The sequence below is a fragment of the Nitratireductor indicus C115 genome (assembly GCF_000300515.1).
GTDB lineage: Bacteria > Pseudomonadota > Alphaproteobacteria > Rhizobiales > Rhizobiaceae > Nitratireductor > Nitratireductor indicus.
Window position 1 is genome coordinate 103,049 of the sequence record NZ_AMSI01000002.1, and the last position, 17,405, is coordinate 120,453.

Genomic DNA, 17,405 nt, shown 5'->3' on the forward strand with positions numbered 1-17,405 from the left:
GGAGCGCCCGAAAACGGTCGGGCGACTAGAACCGCGTGGAGATGCCGAAGTTGAAGTTCTGCACCTCGTCCTTGTCTTCCTTCATGACCGGCACGGCGTAGTCGATACGCAGCGGACCGAAGGGCGAAGCCCACAGGAGACCGGCACCCACGGAAGCGCGCCATTTCAGATCCGTGCCGATGGCACCGGCGACATCGCTGCCGTAAAGCGTCGCTGCGTCGGCAAAGACTGCACCGCGCAGGCCAAGGCTCTCAGGCAGCATCGGAAGCGGGAACTGCGCCTCGACCGAAGCGTTGAAATAGGTCTTGCCGCCCAGATGATCTCCGGTCGCAGAATCGTAGGGCCCGATACCATTGTAGTCGAAGCCGCGAATGATGCGATCATTGCTGGAGAAGTGATCGAACACCCGCAGATCACCCGAAATGGCCTGGATATGACCGGCTCCCACACTCAACAGACCAACCAGATCAAGCTCGTCGGAGAGCGTCTGGTAATAGGTGCTGCGTGCAGTGGCCTTGATGAACTTGGCGTCACCGCCAAGACCCGCGACCTCAAGCGTAAGGTTGGCATAAAGACCCGAATGCGGGTTCTTCATGTCATCGATCGTATTGTAGATCAGCGATCCGCTGACGGAGGATTTCTTCCAGGTACCCTCGCCGATCGCATCCTTAAGCGCAGTGGCAAGGTCACAGCTGGCAGCAGTTATGTCCGCACATTCATCCGTGCCCGTATATTCTTCCTGCGTGTAGTTATACGCGATCTGGGTCGACAGAGCTTCGGTGATCGGCAGGCCGAAACGGATAGTGCCACCGGTAATGTCGCGATCATACTTGTCGAAGCTGCGCGTACGCTTGAAGATGTCGAAACCGGCTGCAATGCGGCGACCGAGGAAATATGGCTCCGTGAAGGACAGCGAATAGTCGCGCGAATCCTGACCGCCACCGGCCGAAACGCGGATGAACTGACCACGGCCCAGGAAGTTGCGCTCGGTAATCGAACCTTCGACAGAGAAACCGGCACCGCTGGAATCGGATGCGCCCGTCGAATAACCCGCGCCGATGGAGAATTCGCCGGTGGACTTTTCCATCACATCCACGACCAGCACCACCTGATCGGGCTGCGATCCCGGCACGGTCGTGATGTTGACGGTCTGGAAGAAGTTCAGGGCTTCAAGGCGGCGCTTGGCGCGCTGCACGAGCACCTGATTGAAGGCGTCGCCTTCGGAAAGGTCGAATTCACGGCGGGTGACATAGTCGCGCGTACGCTGATTGCCGCGGATTTCGATGCGCTGGATATAGGCGCGCGGCCCTTCGTCGATCGAATAGACGACGTCGATCTCATGCGTCTCGAAATTACGGTCGCCACGCGGCGTAACCTGCGCAAAAGCGTAGCCCTGGCCGGCAACGGTCTCGGTGAGGCCGATGATCGAATCCTCGACATCCTTGGCGCTGTAGGTGCGGCCCTGACGGGTCTGCAGCTCGGAGCGAAGGGATTCGGAATCGACGCCGGAGATCGTGCTTTCGATGCCGATATTGCCGAAGCGATAGCGCTCGCCTTCCTCCACGGTGAAGGTCACCGTATAGGCGTTCTCGGCCTCATCCAGATCGGCGGAGGAAGAGATGACGCGGAAATCGGCATAGCCGCGATTATAGTAGAAGCGACGCAGCGTCTCTTCATCAGCGCGCAGACGATTCTCGTCATAAATGTCGTTGCGCATCAGGAAGGAGAGGAAATTCGACTGCTTCGTGGTGATCACGTCGCGCAGGCGACCTGCCCCGAAGGCGCTGTTACCGACGAAGTTGATCGACTTGATCTTGGTGCGGCCGCCTTCCTGAATGTCGTAGATGACATTCACGCGGCCATCGGCCAGCTCCTGCACCCGGCCTGTCACGGTCGCGTCATCGCGCCCGATGCGGCGGTAGGATTCGCGAATCGTCTCCTCGTCGGCCTGCATGATCTGGTTCGAGAAGGACTTGCGCGGCTGAAGCTGCACAGCAGCGGACAGGTTACGGTCCTTGATCTTCTTGTTGCCCTGGAAGATCACCTGATTGACGACCGAATATTCCTCGACCGACACGACGAGCGCTCCACCCGACTGGGTGATCGAGACATCCGAGAACAGCCCGGTGCCGAACAGGCGCTTTACTGCCTCGTTGACATCGTCATTCGAGAACGAGCGGCCCGGACGGATCGCAATGTAGTTGCGAATGGTGTCAGCGTCGACGCGGCGATTGCCTCGAACCTCGATGCGGCTGACCGTAGCAGCCGTCGCCACCTGCGTGGCGGCGAGTTCAATGGCGATAGCCCCCGTCATCGCCACGCCCGCCGAAAGAGCCACAGCCGAAACGGCGTTCATAAACCTGGACGTTGCCTTCATTGGGTTTAAAAACCTCTATTCTCTTTTGTCCCCGCGGCGGAAAATCGGCGCATACTGATAGACAGCTACCCTAATAGCCAGATTTCCCCTACACGCAAGCCTTCCGGTTAATTTGCGTTTACGAACCCACACACCGTGGCATTCGGGTCACGCCAAATTCGAAGCCATGGTAAATATCGTCTCAATTTTTACCCATTTCGCCTTTCCCACGTCCTTCAGCAGCCAAACAGGTCGTTCCAGAAAACGAATCCCATGAACCCCAGGACCGCCAGGAAACCGACGCGGTAAACCGCTTCCGCCAGTTTCTCGGACACAGGACGGCGCATCACAGCTTCTAAGGCGTAGAACAGCAGATGCCCGCCATCAAGGGGGGGGATGGGCAAAAGATTAAGAACACCAATGCCGACCGACAATAAAGCCACCAACTGAATCAGCCATTCAAAGCCCTTCTGCGCCGCCTTTCCGGCCATGTCCGCGATTTTCACGGGGCCGCCCAGCTGGCAGCGATCCTCGCGCCCTGCGACAAAGCGCTTCAGAAATTGACCCGTGCGCGCGATCACATAGCCGGTCTCGCGGACGGCCTCGCCCACGGCCTCAAGAGGGCCGTATTCGACAACCCGCGGCTCTCCCACGGTCTGGTCGTTGACGACGCCGATCACGCCCATGCGCACCGTATTGCCCAGCGCGTCCGTCTGTTCCCTCAGAGCAGGAACAACGCTCAGAGGCACTTCCTCGCCATTCCTGTTGACGATGATGGTCAGTTTGTCCCCGGCCCTGCCGGAAACCAGCCGCTGCACATCGCCGAAGGTCCGAACCTTGGTACCGTCCACAGAAACGAAACGGTCGCCTTTCTCGAAACCGGCACTTGCAGCAGGACTGTCCACCTGCACGTCCGCAACCATCGGCTCCATGACGAAGCGGCCGAAAACGCCGAACATCACCGCAAAAACGGCAATGGTAAGCAGAAAATTGGCAAAGGGCCCGGCCACCACCGTGGCTGCGCGCTTCCACACCGGTTGGGTATGGAACGCGACCTTGCGCTCCTCATCCGACAGGCTTTCGTCCGCCGCAGCATCGGGGCTGCTCGTAACGGACATGTCACCCGTGAATTTCACGTAGCCGCCGAGGGGGATGGCCGAGAGCTTCCAGCGTGTGCCGTGCCGGTCGTTGAAACCGAAAAGCTCGGGCCCGAAGCCGATGGAAAAAGCCTTCACACCGATTCCGCACCAGCGGCCGACCAGATAATGCCCCATCTCGTGAACGAAAACGACAACCATCAGCACGAACAGAAACGGAATGATCGTCCCCACGAGCAGGCTTTCCGTGCTGAAGAAGGAAGTCAGGATTTCTGTCACGTCTGCTTTGCTCGCTCGTTTCTGGTTCCGCCGGCCGGGTCGAAGCAGCGATTCCGAGCTTTGACCGGCAGCATGCTTATATTCAACAAGGTGTTCTCTTGCACCCTGTGCAACTCACAAAATTGCACCCTGTGCAACTCACAAAATCCCGCGTTTCACGAATTTACCCGCTGTCCCTTTTGCCAGAACTCCACGCCATCGCGGCAAATCCAAGGCAGTTCAAGGCTTATCAAAAGCGGAAGAATGCGTGTGCAGGCGTATCAGGCCCAGCGATAAGTGCAGCAATTACATAAAAGACGAGAGCCGCGACCATCAGCCCGTCGACCCGGTCCATGACGCCACCATGACCGGGGATGAGATTGCTGGAATCCTTCACTCCCTGCCGCCGCTTCAGGGCCGATTCGAAAAGGTCCCCAACCTCAGAAACAACGGCCAGCAACAGCGCAACGCCCCCCACGATCAGCGCGCCGTAAACCGCTTTGTCATGAAAAGCGAAAGCCACGCCCGCCAGAAGAGCAAAAAGTGCGCCGCCAATTGCCCCGCTCCAGGTCTTGCCCGGTGAAATTGAGGGAGCAAGCTTGGCCCCTCCGATCGCGCGCCCCGTGAAATAGGCCATTGTATCCGTGGTCCAGACGACCGCGAACAGGAAAAGAATGGCCAGAAGCCCCGCGGCATCGCCGCCGCGCAGATAGGCAAGCGCAAGCGCTGGTCCCGCCGCATAGGCAAGTCCCGCCGTTGAAGCGAGCCCCGCCCCCGACACCAGCCCATGGGCAGCCAGAAGGACAAGGCCCCCCAAAAGCAGGAGGATGACGGTCGTCGCTGCTTGCCCAAGCACCATGGCCAACAGGATCACCGCGAGAAGAACCACGGCAATGGCGAGATGCACCGGTGGAACCCGGTCCTGCCGCATGGCCGTCCACTCGTAGAAGATCGCAGCAGCGATTGCAGCCGAGAGAATTCGAAAGGCGACCCCACCGAAATACGTGACGATAAGAACCAGCGCCCCGAGAACAAGCGCTGACATGATTCGAAGCTGCAGATTGCTGCGCGCAGGCTTTGCGCCCTTGCCTTGCTGCGCCCCGCTCATAGGGCCGCTTCGCGTGCCGTTACGCCGCCGAAGCGGCGTTCGCGTTCGGAAAAAGTGGTCATGGCCGCACGAAGCTGTTCCTGATCGAAATCAGGCCACAGGCAGGGCAGGAAGATGAACTCCGCATAGGCCGCCTGCCACATCAGGAAATTCGAGAGGCGTTGTTCTCCGCTCGTCCGGATGATGAGATCCGGGTCGGGGATGCCGGCCGTATCGAGATAGGCACCGAAGCGCTCTGGAGACAGCACACCCGGATCAACCCTGCCTGCCTGGATGTCATCCAGTGCAGCGCGCGCTGCCCGCATGATCTCGTCGCGCGAACCGTAATTGAAGGCGATCACCAGGTTCATGCTGGTGTTGCCTTCCGTCAGGCATTCGGCCTCTTCAAGCAAGGAGCGGATGTCGGGGGCCAGATTGACCCGGTCGCCGATAATGCGCACCCGCACGCCATTGCGGTGAAGCTCGGCAAGGTCGCGCCGGATAAAGATGCGCAAGAGCCCCATCAGGTCGTTGACTTCCGATTGCGGGCGCGACCAATTTTCAGAGGAGAAGGCATAAACGGTGAGCCAGGAAACCCCCAGCTCGCCGATGGAACGTACGGTCTTGCGCAAGGTCTCCACACCGGCACGGTGGCCGGCGCTGCGCGGCAGTCCTCTGGCCTTGGCCCAGCGGCCATTGCCGTCCATGATGATGGCCACATGTTCGGGCTTCATCGAACCGCCTCCATTGTAGCAGTGCTGCGACTTCCTGTCGGACGCCGCTAGAGCATTTTGCAGTCAGGGGGAAATACCTGACATCCGCAAAAATGCGGAAAACAAAAAGATCGAGCGCCCTTTGCGCGACCGAGAGGACGCACGGCGCTCTAGACCTGCATGATCTCTGCTTCCTTGTCCGTAAGAAGCTTGTCGATGGCGGAAATGGTCTCATCCGTCATCTTCTGCACGCGATCCGACTGCGAACGCGCGTCGTCCTGACTGATGTCGCCATCCTTTTCGGCCTTTTTGAGATGCTCCATGCCGTCGCGGCGCACATGCCTAGCGGCAACACGGGCATTCTCGGCATATTGATGCGCGATCTTCACCAGTTCCTTGCGGCGCTCCTCATTGAGCTCCGGCAGCGGGATGCGCAGTGTCGAACCGTCGACAATCGGATTGAAACCGAGATTGCTTTCACGGATAGCCTTGTCCACGGCCTGGACCATGCTCTGATCCCATACGGCGACGGAAATCATGCGCGGCTCGGGAACGGACACGGTTGCCACCTGGCTGACCGGCATGCTGGCGCCATAGGCCTCCACATGGATCGGATCGAGCAGGTTGGCCGACGCACGGCCTGTCCGCAGCGAAGCCAGATCATGCTGGAATGCCGACGCGGCACCGTCCATTCGCCGCTTCAGATCCTTGAAATCAATGCCTTCGGCCATATCAGATCTCCTTACGCACCCACACGCTGTTCTCAATCGGCGTCATCAGCCACGATCGTGCAATGGCCGCCGCCCTTCAGGATGGCGTTGAAACCACCCTCCTCATGAATCGAAAAGACGATTATCGGAATGTGGTTCTCGCGCGCAAGGGCAATTGCCGCCGTATCCATAATCGCCAGATTGTCACGGATAACCTGCGCGTGGCTGACCCGCTCATAACGCTTGGCATCGGGTTCGCGGCGCGGATCGGCCGTATAGACCCCGTCGACCTGCGTTCCCTTGAACAGCGCATCGGCGCCGATCTCGGCTGCCCTCAGCGCTGCTGCCGAATCCGTGGTGAAGAACGGATTGCCTGTCCCGCCGGCGAAGATCACCACCTTGCCGGCATTCATATAGGCCATCGCCTGGCGCTGCGAAAAACTCTCGCAAAGTTCAGGCATGGCAATGGCGGAAAGAACGACCGCATCCACACCGAGCTTTGTCAGGGAGGTGCGCAATGCGAGCGAATTGATGACGGTGGCAAGCATGCCCATATGGTCGCCCGTCACCCGGTCGCCGCCTTTCGAGGCAACGGCCACGCCGCGGAAAATATTGCCGCCGCCGATGACGACCCCCACCTCGACGCCGAATTTGCGCGCCTCTGCAATGTCAGCCGCGATGCGGTCAACCACGGAAACATCGATCCCGAACCCCTGCTCGCCCATGAGGGCCTCGCCGGATGCCTTCAACACAACGCGCCGGAAGCGGGGGGTATCGTTCATTGCAAAGTCTCCAATATGCGCACTTGCGTTACACGAAGGGCGTCGCGTTGTCACGCGACGCCCTTCGTTATCAACGGCGATACGAATACCGCTTATTTCTTGACGGCAGCAGCCACTTCGGCAGCGAAATCCGACTCTTCGCGCTCCACGCCCTCACCGAGAGCAAGGCGCACAAAGCCGGTGATCTTCGCCGGAGCGCCGATTTCCTTCTCCGCCTCGGCCAGAGCCTTCTCGACCGTCAGGTCGGGATTGATGACGAAAGCCTGCTTCAGGAGAACGACCTCCTCGAAGAACTTGCGCATGCGGCCTTCGACCATCTTCTCGATGATGTTCTCGGGCTTGCCGGACTGGCGCGCCTGATCGGAGAAAATCTCCTTCTCGCGGGTAACGGCGGAAGCGTCCACCTCGGCTTCGCTCAAGGCCATCGGGTTCGTAGCTGCAACATGCATCGCCACCTGACGGGCGAAAGCGCGAGCGGCATCGGCATTACCCGTGGTCTCGATCGCCACCAGAACGCCAAGCTTGCCCAAGCCATCCGTCACCGCATTGTGGATATAGGTTGCCACGGCGCCGTTGGAGACCGAGAGCTTCGCCGCACGGCGCAGCGTCAGGTTCTCGCCGATCGTGCCGATAGCGTCCTTCACGGTGTCGGCAACGGACTTGCCGCCGGTAGGATAGGCAGCGGCGGCAACCGCATCGAGGCTACCGTCGGTGCCAAGCGCCACGGTGGCGATATTGCTCACCAATGCCTGGAACGCGTCATTGCGCGCAACGAAGTCGGTCTCCGAGTTCACCTCGACCACAACGGCGCTGTTGGCATCCGAAGCTGCGCCGATCAGGCCTTCAGCCGCCGTACGGCCAGCCTTCTTGTCAGCCTTGGCAATGCCCTTCTTGCGCAGCCAGTCAATGGCTGCTTCGATATCGCCATTGGTTTCGGTCAGGGCTGTCTTACAGTCCATCATGCCTGCGCCGCTCTTCTCGCGCAGTTCCTTGACCATTGCTGCTGAAATGCTCATCGTCGCCTCTTCATCGTTCAACTGGAGCATTTCCCGACCGAGGCCGCACAAATGCTCATCTCATCGTCACTACGCAATTTCGCGAGCGTGAAAGTCTGCAACTTTCACTGAAATCGCTCTAAACAAAACGGCCGCGAAGCCTGTGGTCTGCCGCGCGGCCGCCACGGAGCGTTTAGCGCTCCGCACTCTCATACGGAACAGCGCTTCCTAGGCGTCCTTGCCCTCGCTGGAACCCTCGTCGAGGGCCGGCTCCGACGGTGCCTCAGCGGATGCGCCGATATCGATGCCCATGGAACCCTGCTGACGCTCGATGCCGTCAATGGCAGCACGCGAGATCAGGTCGCAATAAAGAGCCAGCGCGCGCGCGGCATCGTCATTGCCCGGGATCGGGTAATCGACCACATCCGGGTCGCAGTTCGAATCGACGATTGCAACCACCGGAATGCCGAGGCGCTTGGCCTCCTGCACGGCAATGGCTTCCTTGTTGGTGTCGATCACGAACATCAGGTCAGGCGTGGAGCCCATGTCACGGATGCCGCCCAGCGCGCGGTCGAGCTTCTCGCGCTCGCGCTCGAGGTTCAGGCGCTCCTTCTTCGTGAAGCCCTGGGCATCCGAAGCGAGCAGCTCGTCGAGCTTGCGCAGGCGCTGGATGGAATTGGAGATCGTCTTCCAGTTGGTCAGCATGCCGCCAAGCCAGCGCGCATTCACGTAATACTGGGCCGAACGCTTGGCTGCATCAGCAACGATGTCCGAAGCCTGGCGCTTGGTGCCCACGAAGAGAATGCGGCCGCCCTTGGCAACTGTGTCAGACACAACCTTCAGAGCCTGGTGCATCAGGGGCACCGTCTGGCTGAGGTCGATGATGTGGACGTTGTTGCGCGCGCCGAAGATGTAATTCGCCATCTTCGGGTTCCAGCGGTGCGTCTGGTGACCAAAGTGAACACCAGCCTCAAGAAGCTGGCGCATGCTGATATCGGGCAGAGCCATTCTAGTTTCCTTTCCGGTTGAACCTCCACGGACCTTCAGGCGGAAACCCGCCACCGGAGGCGCCGACCGGATGTCTCCCGACCGAAACCAATGATCCGTGTGTGGAATGGGCGCGCATATAGAGGCTTATGGCGCACAATGCAAGGCTTGCCGTATTTTGCGGCCAGTTGAAATCGCAATAATGCCGCATGAGCGCGCCAAGCGGGAACAGGAAAAGCACCCTTTGGGTCGCAGACGAGGCGAAGCACTGCAGCGACACAGGCAGCCCTACTCGGTGCAGGACACCCCGTCTTTCTGGTCGAAAAGGGTCAGATCCACGAGCTTCCCGTTGATGGAAAACTCGCCGTAATTCATGTTCAGGTCGCGCGTCACGCCGCTCTCATGCATCAGGAAGCTGATGTCGTACTCGGGCGTTTCCTCACCCCGATCCTTGGTCGGATCGAAATAGGCAATGGTAACCGGCCAATAGGTTCCGTCCTTGAGGACGGCCGCCGCTTCCCGCTCGGGATCGTCTTTTGCCACACCACGTGCCTTGCCGATCGTTACGGCGGTCAGCATCACGCGGTCAGCATCCTCCGAACTGTCATAGAGTGTGGTCTGGTAGAACCCACCGCCATCCTTGGCCTTGGCGATGGCTTCCTTCATGTGGGTGACCGGAAACTGGGTGGGCTCCAGCTTGAAACTGCGTTTCTCAGGCTTGGAGACATCAACATCCGTGCCGTCCTTGCCTGTCCTGGCGACACCCCTCACCTCCCGGTCGAGCGTGTTGTCGAGGTAGGTCTTGTTGACGAACTGGAACGTCTCGCCCTTGGCATCCTCGAAAGTGGTGGTCTGCTGGTCGGAAAGGCGCGTCGCCTCATCGGTCTCGATCCGCATGACGAAACGGAACGTCGTGGAATAGCCCTCGCAAGCTGATCCCGTGAACTCATAGACCATGCGACCGGAGATACCGTTTATGCCGGACCGGTCGCTCGCATCGCCAAGCGACAGATCATAGACCGCCCGGTGCGCCAAAAGCCCGGGTCCTGCGAAAGAAAGGGAACCGAAGGGGCCGCAAAGCGCGGCAAGGGACAAGAACGACAAGCGCAAAACGCGCATGAAACACCTCCGGTAGGATTGCATACGGCCAGAAAGCACGCGGCCGATGCAGGAATGCAACTCATTGAAGCAGAGTCGTGGCGGAAGCGAGGCAAATATGCAACCTCCTCCATCAAGACGCTCGACATCATCACCATGGGATTCGATAGTCGCCCCGAATGCAAGGCCCGTCCGCTGCCGTTGCGCCGATGAGCCCGTCGTCCCCGAACAGGAGTAGATCATGGCTGACACGATTGAGAAAAAGCTGCTGGAACTTGGCGTGGAACTGCCGGAGGCCGCAGCCCCCGTAGCCAATTATGTCCCCTTTGCCCAGACAGGCTCTCTTATCATGACGTCAGGACAGCTGCCCGTGAAGGACGGCAAGCTCATGGCCATGGGGCTTCTGGGGCGGGAGCTCGGTGTTGAAGCCGGCAAACTCGCGGCCAAATGGTGCTCGGTCAACATTCTGGCCCAGGCCAAGGCCGCACTCGGCGATCTGGAGCGCATCAAGCGTGTGGTCAAGATCACCGTTTTCGTGGCATCCACGCCGGATTTCACCGACCATCATCTGGTTGCCAACGGGGCTTCGGATTTCCTCGTCGCAGCGCTCGGCGAGCGTGGCCGGCACGTTCGTTCTGCAGTGGGTGTTGCCGCCCTCCCGATGAACGCACCGGTCGAAATCGAGGCCATTATCGAGATCGCATGAAGATGAGCGATCTTTCCTGGCTGACGGCACGCCCGATTGCCCATCGCGGCCTGCACGACATGAACCGGTCGTGCTGGGAGAACACGCTCTGCGCCTTCTCGGACGCGATTGAGAACGGTTACGCAATCGAGTGCGATGTCCACCTTTCGGCAGACGGGGTGCCGATGGTCTTTCACGATGACGCTTTGAAGCGCCTGACCGGCGAGGAAGGGTTTATCCATGGGAGGAGCGCCGATCAGCTCGCGAATCTCCCCATCGGCGGCACGAGGGACCACGTTCCGACCCTCCGCGAGGCACTGGCGCTCGTGGATGGCCGGGTGCCGCTCGTCATCGAACTGAAGGGATCGGAAGGACATGACGGGGCGCTTGTCGCGGAGGTGGCGAAAACCCTTGAAGCCTATCGCGGCAAGGCTGCGATAATGTCTTTCGAGCATCGGCTCCTGCGAGACATGGCACGCCTTGCCCCCAGCCTGCCCCGCGGTCTCACGGCCGAGGGGCATAAAGGCGATGCCATCGAGGCACATTTTTCAATGCTTGCCACGGGCATCTCCTTCGTCTCCTATCACGTCATGGAATTACCCAATCCATTTGTAACCTTTGTCCGCGAGCGCCTGTCCATGCCCGTCATCACATGGACCGTCAGGACCCCGGAGGCTGTTACGCTCACCCGGGAGCAGGCCGATCAGATGACCTTTGAAGGGTTTCGCCCCTGACATGAGTTCAGACGCGCCCGAAGGGAACGATGCCCCCGCCTCCGGCGACATCACGCTGACCGTCTCGGCGCAGTTCTCCGACACCCCAAAAGCCGATTGGGACACGCTGTCGGGCGCTTCGCGAAATATCTCTGAAACACCTTATAACCCATTTGTTTCGCATGCTTTTTTGTCGTCTGTCGAAGATAGCGGCTGCGCCATTCGTGAAACGGGTTGGCTTGGCCAGCACATGACGTTGCGGGCCGGAGACGGAACGTTGCTCGGGGCCGTTCCCGCCTATCTGAAGTCCCACAGCCAGGGCGAATACGTCTTCGACCACGGTTGGGCCGATGCCTTCGAACGTGCCGGCGGACGGTATTATCCAAAGCTCCAGATTTCCGTCCCCTTCACGCCGGCGCGTGGACCGCGCCTCTTGGTCCGCACAGACGTGGAACCCCATGCCGTCCGGCAGGCGCTTGCCGAAGGCATCAAGACGCTGACGGGTCGTCTGGGCATTTCCTCCGCCCATGTCACATTCGCCGCCGACAAGGATATTGCGGCTCTTCGCGAAGCCGGCTTTCTGATGCGGGTGGACCAGCAGTTCCATTTCTTCAACCGTGGCTACGAAAACTACGAGGATTTCTTAGGAACGCTCGCCTCGCGCAAGCGAAAGGCGCTGAGAAAGGAGCGGCGCACCGCGCTCGAAAACGGAATAGAGATCGATTGGCTGACGGGTAGCGACATCTCCGAAGCCGTGTGGGACGATTTCTTCGCCTTCTACATGGACACCGGCAGCCGCAAATGGGGCCGCCCCTATCTGAACCGGCGCTTTTTCTCCCTGATCGGCGAGCGCATGCCCGATGACATCCTGCTCGTCATGGCCAGGCGCAACGGGCGCTATATCGCGGGCGCCATCAATTTCATCGGCTCCGACACTCTATATGGCCGCAACTGGGGCTGTATCGAGGACCATCCATTTCTGCATTTCGAGGTGTGCTATCATCAGGCCATAGAATTTGCCATCGCCCGCGGCCTTTCGACCGTGGAGGCCGGCGCGCAGGGAGAACACAAGCTCGCGCGGGGATATGAACCGGTGATCACACGTTCGGCCCATCACATTCCGCATCCCGGCCTTCGCCGTGCGGTCGCTGAATATCTGGAAAGTGAGCGCGAGGACGTTGCGGAATTCAACCGCATCCTCGCCGACCACACACCTTTTCGCAAAGGCTGAGGGCTCCACCGCATCGAATGGCAGACGATGCCCTCCCATGTCATCGGACGCCGTAGATCTATGAATCTGCGCTAATGCGGCGTTGCCTTCGAAAAGAGATTGATGACGCCCACACCGGCAACGATCAGCCCCATGCCGATCACGGCCGGCGCGTCCAGAGCCTGCCGGAACCATATCCAGCCTATGGCCGATATGAACACGATTCCCGCCCCCGACCAGATCGCGTAGACGACGCCGACAGGCAGTGCCCGCAAGGTGAGCGACAGGAAAAAGAAAGCGGCCCCATAGCCCGCCAACGTCATGATCGAAGGCAGAAGACGGGTAAAACTCTGCGTCTCCTTCAACAGGCTCGTTGCAAGAACCTCGAATGCGATAGCCATGATGAGATAAAGATAGGTCACCACCGCCCCTTCGTGATGCAAACGGCGCGAATCGCCGATATGGATGACATTGACGGCGGCAAGCTATCCCAGAATTATGTCGCTGCAACTGCGTGAGACAAGAGGTTTCCATGAGCACCACCGCCTATGACAACGACAATATTTTTGCCAAGATTCTGCGCGGTGAACTGCCGTCCCACAAGCTCTACGAGGACGATGAGACCTTCGCCTTCATGGATATCATGCCCCGTGGCGACGGCCATTTTCTGGTGATTCCCAAGAAACCTTCACGCAACATTCTCGACGTCGCGCCCGACAGCCTGGCCGCCGTCATGCGCACCGTGCAGAAACTCGGACGTGCCGCCAAGGAAGCCTTCGATGCCGACGGGCTGACGGTACAGCAGTTCAACGAAGCCGCCGGCGGCCAGGTGGTCTTTCATCTGCACGTCCATGTCATCCCCCGTTTCGAGGGCATAGCGCTGCGCCCGCACACAGGCGAAATGGCGGACCAGAGCGTTCTCGCGCAGCAGGCCGAGAAAATCCGCGCTGCCCTGTAGCCTCCGGCAACGCTGAATAAATCAAGATGGAGCGCCGTGTTCCGGTGCGGCGAACGGCGCTCTACAGCAGGAAAAGGCCCGAAAGAAGCACGGCTTCCCCGGCCAGAATTCCAAGAAGAATGTTCTTCCTGGTCAGGAGGTAGGCGGAAAAGGCGATGATTGCCGCCACGATCCTGAGAAGCAGCGGCGAATCGGCAAGCGCCCCGCCCGGAAACACCACCAGATTGGCGATAACCGCCGCCACGAGCGCCGTCGCGACACAGCGCACGAAGACCAGAAGGTCCGATTCCTCAGACAGTTTGCCGCCAAGATAGACACCGAGGAAACGCCACCCATCCGTCGCGGCCCAGCCCGCAATCAGGATGAACACGAATGGCCACCACCATGTGTCGATGGCATCGAAGCTCATCCGACGACCTCCTTGCGGCGTTGCGCCCTGTGCCAGGCATAAGCCGCGCCGCCGGCGATCAATCCCGCAGCAAGCAGTTCAAAGCCCGGCATCAGCAGGCGAAAGAGCGGACCGCTGGCAAGGCCGAGTATCATCGCCACATGCCCTGCCCGCTCACGCGCCGAGCCCCAAAGCGAGGTCAGGAAGTAAATCGGCGTCAGGAAGAACAGGGCCGCTGAAACCTGCGGCGGCAGATGCGAGGCGAGAAGAAAGACAAGCGCCACGACGATCATATTCGCCAGGACAAGTGTCGACCCCAGCCCCGCATAATAGGTGGTCCGCATCTCACGCGGCACCGAACGCAGGCTCTCCATGGCAAGCACCCACGAAGTGATCGCCACGAAATGCGACAGGAGATAGAGCACCCAGGGCCTGGTCCGCGGCGTCCGCATCTCGGGCATCAGCGCAACCACCATTGGAGCAAGCCGAACCGAGGAAAGCGCCACCGCAAGTGCTGTGGCCGGCAGGCTGCTGCCTGCCAGGATGGCGCCAACGAGAACAACCTTGGCCGGCAGTGCCCAGATCATTCCCGTCATGAAAACAGTCTGCACAAGCGATAGCCCGGCATCGCGTGCCAGGCTGGCAAACCCTATGAAAGCGCTGGTCAACACAAGTCCGGGAACGGAAAAACTGCGCAGAACGCCGCGCAGATACCAATAGGCCCGTCCTTCGCCTTGCTGATGTTCGGCGCGCTGCGGTTCGGATTTTGCGTTATCACTCATCGAACCACGGACCTAGCACAGCCCGGGGCCTTGCGCGATATGACGAAGGTGCAGGGCCTTGGGGCACCTGCACCTTCGAAATTGGGCCAAACCTGAAATCCGGATCAGCTTTTTCGCGGCAATTGCGGCACAAGGCTGCGCTTGGGTGGTTCCTTTGGCTTCGGCTTTGGCTTGGCAGCCGTCGTCTTCGGTTTTGAGGCTTTCTTGGCGGCCGGTTTCGCCTTGGCTTTCGGCTTCTTCTTCTCCGAAACCTCGTCACGTGGCGCAATGAGAGCATCGTCCGGAACCGCTTCGAGTTTCAGCTTGCTCTCGCCCGTTTCACCGGTTTCCACCGTTACCCGTACCGTGCCGCCTTTCTTGAGGCGTCCAAAGAGCACTTCATCAGCCAGGGGCTTCTTGATGTATTCCTGAATGACGCGGCCGAGCGGACGCGCACCCATGCGCTCGTCATAGCCCTTGTCCGCAAGCCATGCGATGGCCTGATCGGAAAGGTCGAAGGTGACACCCCGCTCGGCGAGCTGCGCCTCAAGCTGCATGACGAACTTCTGCACGACCTGATGGATGATCGGAACCGGAAGCGCCCCGAATGGAATAATCGCATCGAGGCGGTTGCGGAACTCCGGCGTGAACAGCCGGTTGATCGCCTCCATATCGTCGCCCTCACGCCTTGAGGTCGCAAAGCCGATAGCGGGTTTCGCAAGGTCGGAGGCTCCCGCATTCGTGGTCATGATGAGAATCACGTTGCGGAAGTCGATCTTCTTGCCGTTGTGGTCGGTCAGCTGGCCGTGATCCATGACCTGCAACAGGATGTTGAACAGATCGGGATGCGCCTTTTCGATCTCGTCGAGCAAAAGCACGCAATGCGGATGCTGATCGACGCCATCGGTCAGAAGACCGCCCTGGTCGAAGCCCACATAGCCCGGAGGCGCACCGATCAGGCGCGACACGGTGTGGCGCTCCATATATTCCGACATGTCGAAGCGCAGGAGCTCGACACCGAGCGAGGCGGCAAGCTGCTTGGCGACTTCGGTCTTGCCGACGCCGGTCGGCCCGGAGAAGAGGTAGGAACCGATGGGCTTTTCCGGCTCGCGCAGGCCGGCCCGCGCCAGCTTGATCGCCGAGGCGAGCGCATCGATGGCCGCTTCCTGCCCGTAGACGACCCGCTTCAGCTCGGTTTCGAGGCCGGCAAGCACCTTCTCGTCGTCTGCCGAGACGGTTTTTGGCGGGATGCGCGCCATGGTGGCGATGGTCGCTTCGATCTCCCTGAGACCAATGGTCTTGCGGCGCTGCGCTTCCGGCAAAAGCTTTTGCGAAGCGCCCGATTCGTCGATCACGTCGATGGCTTTATCAGGCAGTTTGCGATCGCTGATATAGCGGGCTGAAAGCTCGACCGCCGCCTTCACGGCTTCATTCGTGTAGCGAACCTTGTGGAAGTCCTCGAAATAAGGCTTCAGCCCCTTCATGATTTCGATGGCGTCCTCGACGGTCGGCTCGTTCACGTCGATCTTCTGGAATCGGCGCACCAGCGCCCGATCCTTTTCGAAGAACTGGCGGAATTCCTTATAGGTGGTCGAGCCGATGCAGCGGATGGCCCCTGAAGACAAGGCAGGCTTCAGGAGGTTGGAGGCGTCCATCGCCCCTCCGGACGTCGCTCCCGCACCGATCACCGTGTGGATTTCGTCGATGAAGAGTACGGCACCCGGATAATCCTCGAGTTCCTTGACCACCTGTTTCAGACGCTCTTCGAAGTCACCGCGATACCGCGTGCCCGCGAGCAACGACCCCATGTCCAGCGCAAAAATGGTGGCGTCTGACAGAACCTCCGGCACGTCGCCGTCCACAATGCGCTTGGCCAGCCCCTCGGCAATCGCCGTCTTGCCAACGCCGGGATCGCCCACATAGAGCGGATTGTTCTTCGAACGGCGGCAGAGCACCTGGATCGTACGGTTGATCTCGTCGGTGCGCCCGATCAGCGGGTCGATGCGGCCGGAGCGCGCCTTTTCGTTGAGATTGACGCAATAGGCGGACAGGGCATCCTGCGCCTGCTTCTTCTTGGATGTGTCTTCGACCTCGGGACCCGAAGCACCTCCCTGCTCGTCCTCATCGGCGCCGCGCGGAGCGCGCGCTTCGGAGCTGCCGGGGCGCTTGGCAATGCCGTGGCTGATATAATTGACCGCGTCGTAACGGGTCATCTGCTGTTCCTGCAGGAAGAAAGCGGCATGGCTCTCGCGCTCGGCGAAAATCGCCACGAGCACATTGGCCCCCGACACCTCTTCCCGGCCAGAGGATTGCACATGGATAACCGCGCGCTGGATGACGCGCTGGAAGCCTGCGGTTGGCTTCGAATCATCGTCATAACCGGTCACGAGATTATCGAGCTCGCTATCGATATATTTGACAACGGTGTTGCGCAGAGCATCGAGATCGACGTTGCAGGCCCGCATGACGGCGGCCGCATCCGTGTCGTCGATCAGCGCCAGCAGGAGATGCTCGAGCGTTGCATACTCGTGATGGCGCTCATTGGCGAATGTAAGCGCCTGATGCAGTGCCCGCTCTAAGCCTTGCGAAAAAGCCGGCATTCAATAC

17 protein-coding genes are annotated in these 17,405 nt (G+C 60.0%); 4 read left to right on the forward strand and 13 right to left on the reverse strand.

Features of this window, described 5'->3' with window-relative positions:
- Positions 1–25 precede the first annotated feature (25 nt).
- The 9 genes from bamA to NA8A_RS03125 all read right to left on the reverse strand — a co-directional run bounded on the left by bamA (position 26) and on the right by NA8A_RS03125 (position 10,104).
- Positions 26–2,377 (reverse strand): outer membrane protein assembly factor BamA, encoded by a 2,352-nt coding sequence (gene bamA / locus NA8A_RS03085; RefSeq protein ID WP_040671675.1) that lies wholly within the window; start codon positions 2,375–2,377, stop codon positions 26–28.
- A gap of 215 nt (positions 2,378–2,592) precedes the next feature.
- Positions 2,593–3,732 carry an RIP metalloprotease RseP gene (rseP, locus tag NA8A_RS03090; protein ID WP_009755892.1) on the reverse strand — a complete coding sequence of 380 codons (1,140 nt, stop codon included), beginning with the start codon at positions 3,730–3,732 and terminating at the stop codon, positions 2,593–2,595.
- A 229-nt stretch (positions 3,733–3,961) separates the two neighbouring features.
- On the reverse strand, positions 3,962–4,819 hold the full coding sequence (locus NA8A_RS03095) for a phosphatidate cytidylyltransferase (RefSeq protein WP_009755893.1): 858 nt from the start codon (positions 4,817–4,819) through the stop codon (positions 3,962–3,964).
- The gene (locus NA8A_RS03100) at positions 4,816–5,532 is read right to left on the reverse strand and encodes an isoprenyl transferase (RefSeq protein ID WP_009755894.1); all 717 of its coding nucleotides are present in this window, start codon (positions 5,530–5,532) and stop codon (positions 4,816–4,818) included. Before NA8A_RS03100 ends, NA8A_RS03095 begins: the two co-directional genes overlap by 4 nt.
- A 149-nt stretch (positions 5,533–5,681) precedes the next feature.
- Positions 5,682–6,242, reverse strand: a complete 561-nt coding sequence (gene frr, locus NA8A_RS03105) for a ribosome recycling factor (RefSeq protein ID WP_009755895.1) — start codon at positions 6,240–6,242, stop codon at positions 5,682–5,684.
- Positions 6,243–6,274: 32 nt separating this feature from the next.
- Positions 6,275–7,003 (reverse strand): UMP kinase, encoded by a 729-nt coding sequence (pyrH, locus tag NA8A_RS03110; protein WP_009755896.1) that lies wholly within the window; start codon positions 7,001–7,003, stop codon positions 6,275–6,277.
- A 92-nt stretch (positions 7,004–7,095) separates the two neighbouring features.
- On the reverse strand, positions 7,096–8,019 hold the full coding sequence (gene tsf / locus NA8A_RS03115; RefSeq protein ID WP_040671754.1) for a translation elongation factor Ts: 924 nt from the start codon (positions 8,017–8,019) through the stop codon (positions 7,096–7,098).
- 207 nt (positions 8,020–8,226) lie between these two features.
- The gene (rpsB, locus tag NA8A_RS03120) at positions 8,227–9,006 is read right to left on the reverse strand and encodes a 30S ribosomal protein S2 (RefSeq protein ID WP_009755898.1); all 780 of its coding nucleotides are present in this window, start codon (positions 9,004–9,006) and stop codon (positions 8,227–8,229) included.
- A gap of 267 nt (positions 9,007–9,273) precedes the next feature.
- Positions 9,274–10,104, reverse strand: coding sequence for a cell envelope integrity EipB family protein (locus NA8A_RS03125; protein ID WP_009755899.1), 831 nt, complete (start codon positions 10,102–10,104; stop codon positions 9,274–9,276).
- A gap of 220 nt (positions 10,105–10,324) precedes the next feature.
- Here NA8A_RS03125 and NA8A_RS03130 point away from each other — a divergent pair, with 220 nt between their 5' ends.
- The 3 genes from NA8A_RS03130 to NA8A_RS03140 are packed head-to-tail and all read left to right on the forward strand — an operon-like array spanning position 10,325 to position 12,712.
- Positions 10,325–10,789 (forward strand): RidA family protein, encoded by a 465-nt coding sequence (locus NA8A_RS03130; RefSeq protein WP_009755900.1) that lies wholly within the window; start codon positions 10,325–10,327, stop codon positions 10,787–10,789.
- A gap of 2 nt (positions 10,790–10,791) precedes the next feature.
- Positions 10,792–11,502, forward strand: a complete 711-nt coding sequence (locus NA8A_RS03135) for a glycerophosphodiester phosphodiesterase (protein WP_040671756.1) — start codon at positions 10,792–10,794, stop codon at positions 11,500–11,502.
- Position 11,503: 1 nt separating this feature from the next.
- Positions 11,504–12,712, forward strand: coding sequence for a GNAT family N-acetyltransferase (locus tag NA8A_RS03140; RefSeq protein WP_009755902.1), 1,209 nt, complete (start codon positions 11,504–11,506; stop codon positions 12,710–12,712).
- A 71-nt stretch (positions 12,713–12,783) separates the two neighbouring features.
- Here NA8A_RS03140 and NA8A_RS03145 read toward each other — a convergent pair whose 3' ends face one another.
- Positions 12,784–13,116 (reverse strand): SMR family transporter, encoded by a 333-nt coding sequence (locus NA8A_RS03145; protein WP_143087896.1) that lies wholly within the window; start codon positions 13,114–13,116, stop codon positions 12,784–12,786.
- Between the two features lie 107 nt (positions 13,117–13,223).
- Here NA8A_RS03145 and NA8A_RS03150 point away from each other — a divergent pair, with 107 nt between their 5' ends.
- The gene (locus NA8A_RS03150; protein WP_009755904.1) at positions 13,224–13,649 is read left to right on the forward strand and encodes an HIT family protein; all 426 of its coding nucleotides are present in this window, start codon (positions 13,224–13,226) and stop codon (positions 13,647–13,649) included.
- A 61-nt stretch (positions 13,650–13,710) separates the two neighbouring features.
- Here the strand turns inward: NA8A_RS03150 and NA8A_RS03155 are convergent, their stop codons facing one another.
- The 3 genes from NA8A_RS03155 to clpA form a co-directional block, all read right to left on the reverse strand.
- The gene (locus NA8A_RS03155) at positions 13,711–14,058 is read right to left on the reverse strand and encodes an AzlD domain-containing protein (RefSeq protein WP_009755905.1); all 348 of its coding nucleotides are present in this window, start codon (positions 14,056–14,058) and stop codon (positions 13,711–13,713) included.
- Positions 14,055–14,819, reverse strand: a complete 765-nt coding sequence (locus NA8A_RS03160; RefSeq protein WP_009755906.1) for an AzlC family ABC transporter permease — start codon at positions 14,817–14,819, stop codon at positions 14,055–14,057. Before NA8A_RS03160 ends, NA8A_RS03155 begins: the two co-directional genes overlap by 4 nt.
- A 104-nt stretch (positions 14,820–14,923) precedes the next feature.
- Positions 14,924–17,398: an ATP-dependent Clp protease ATP-binding subunit ClpA gene (gene clpA, locus NA8A_RS03165; protein WP_009755907.1), complete on the reverse strand. Its 2,475-nt coding sequence runs from the start codon at positions 17,396–17,398 to the stop codon at positions 14,924–14,926.
- Positions 17,399–17,405: the final 7 nt, after the last annotated feature.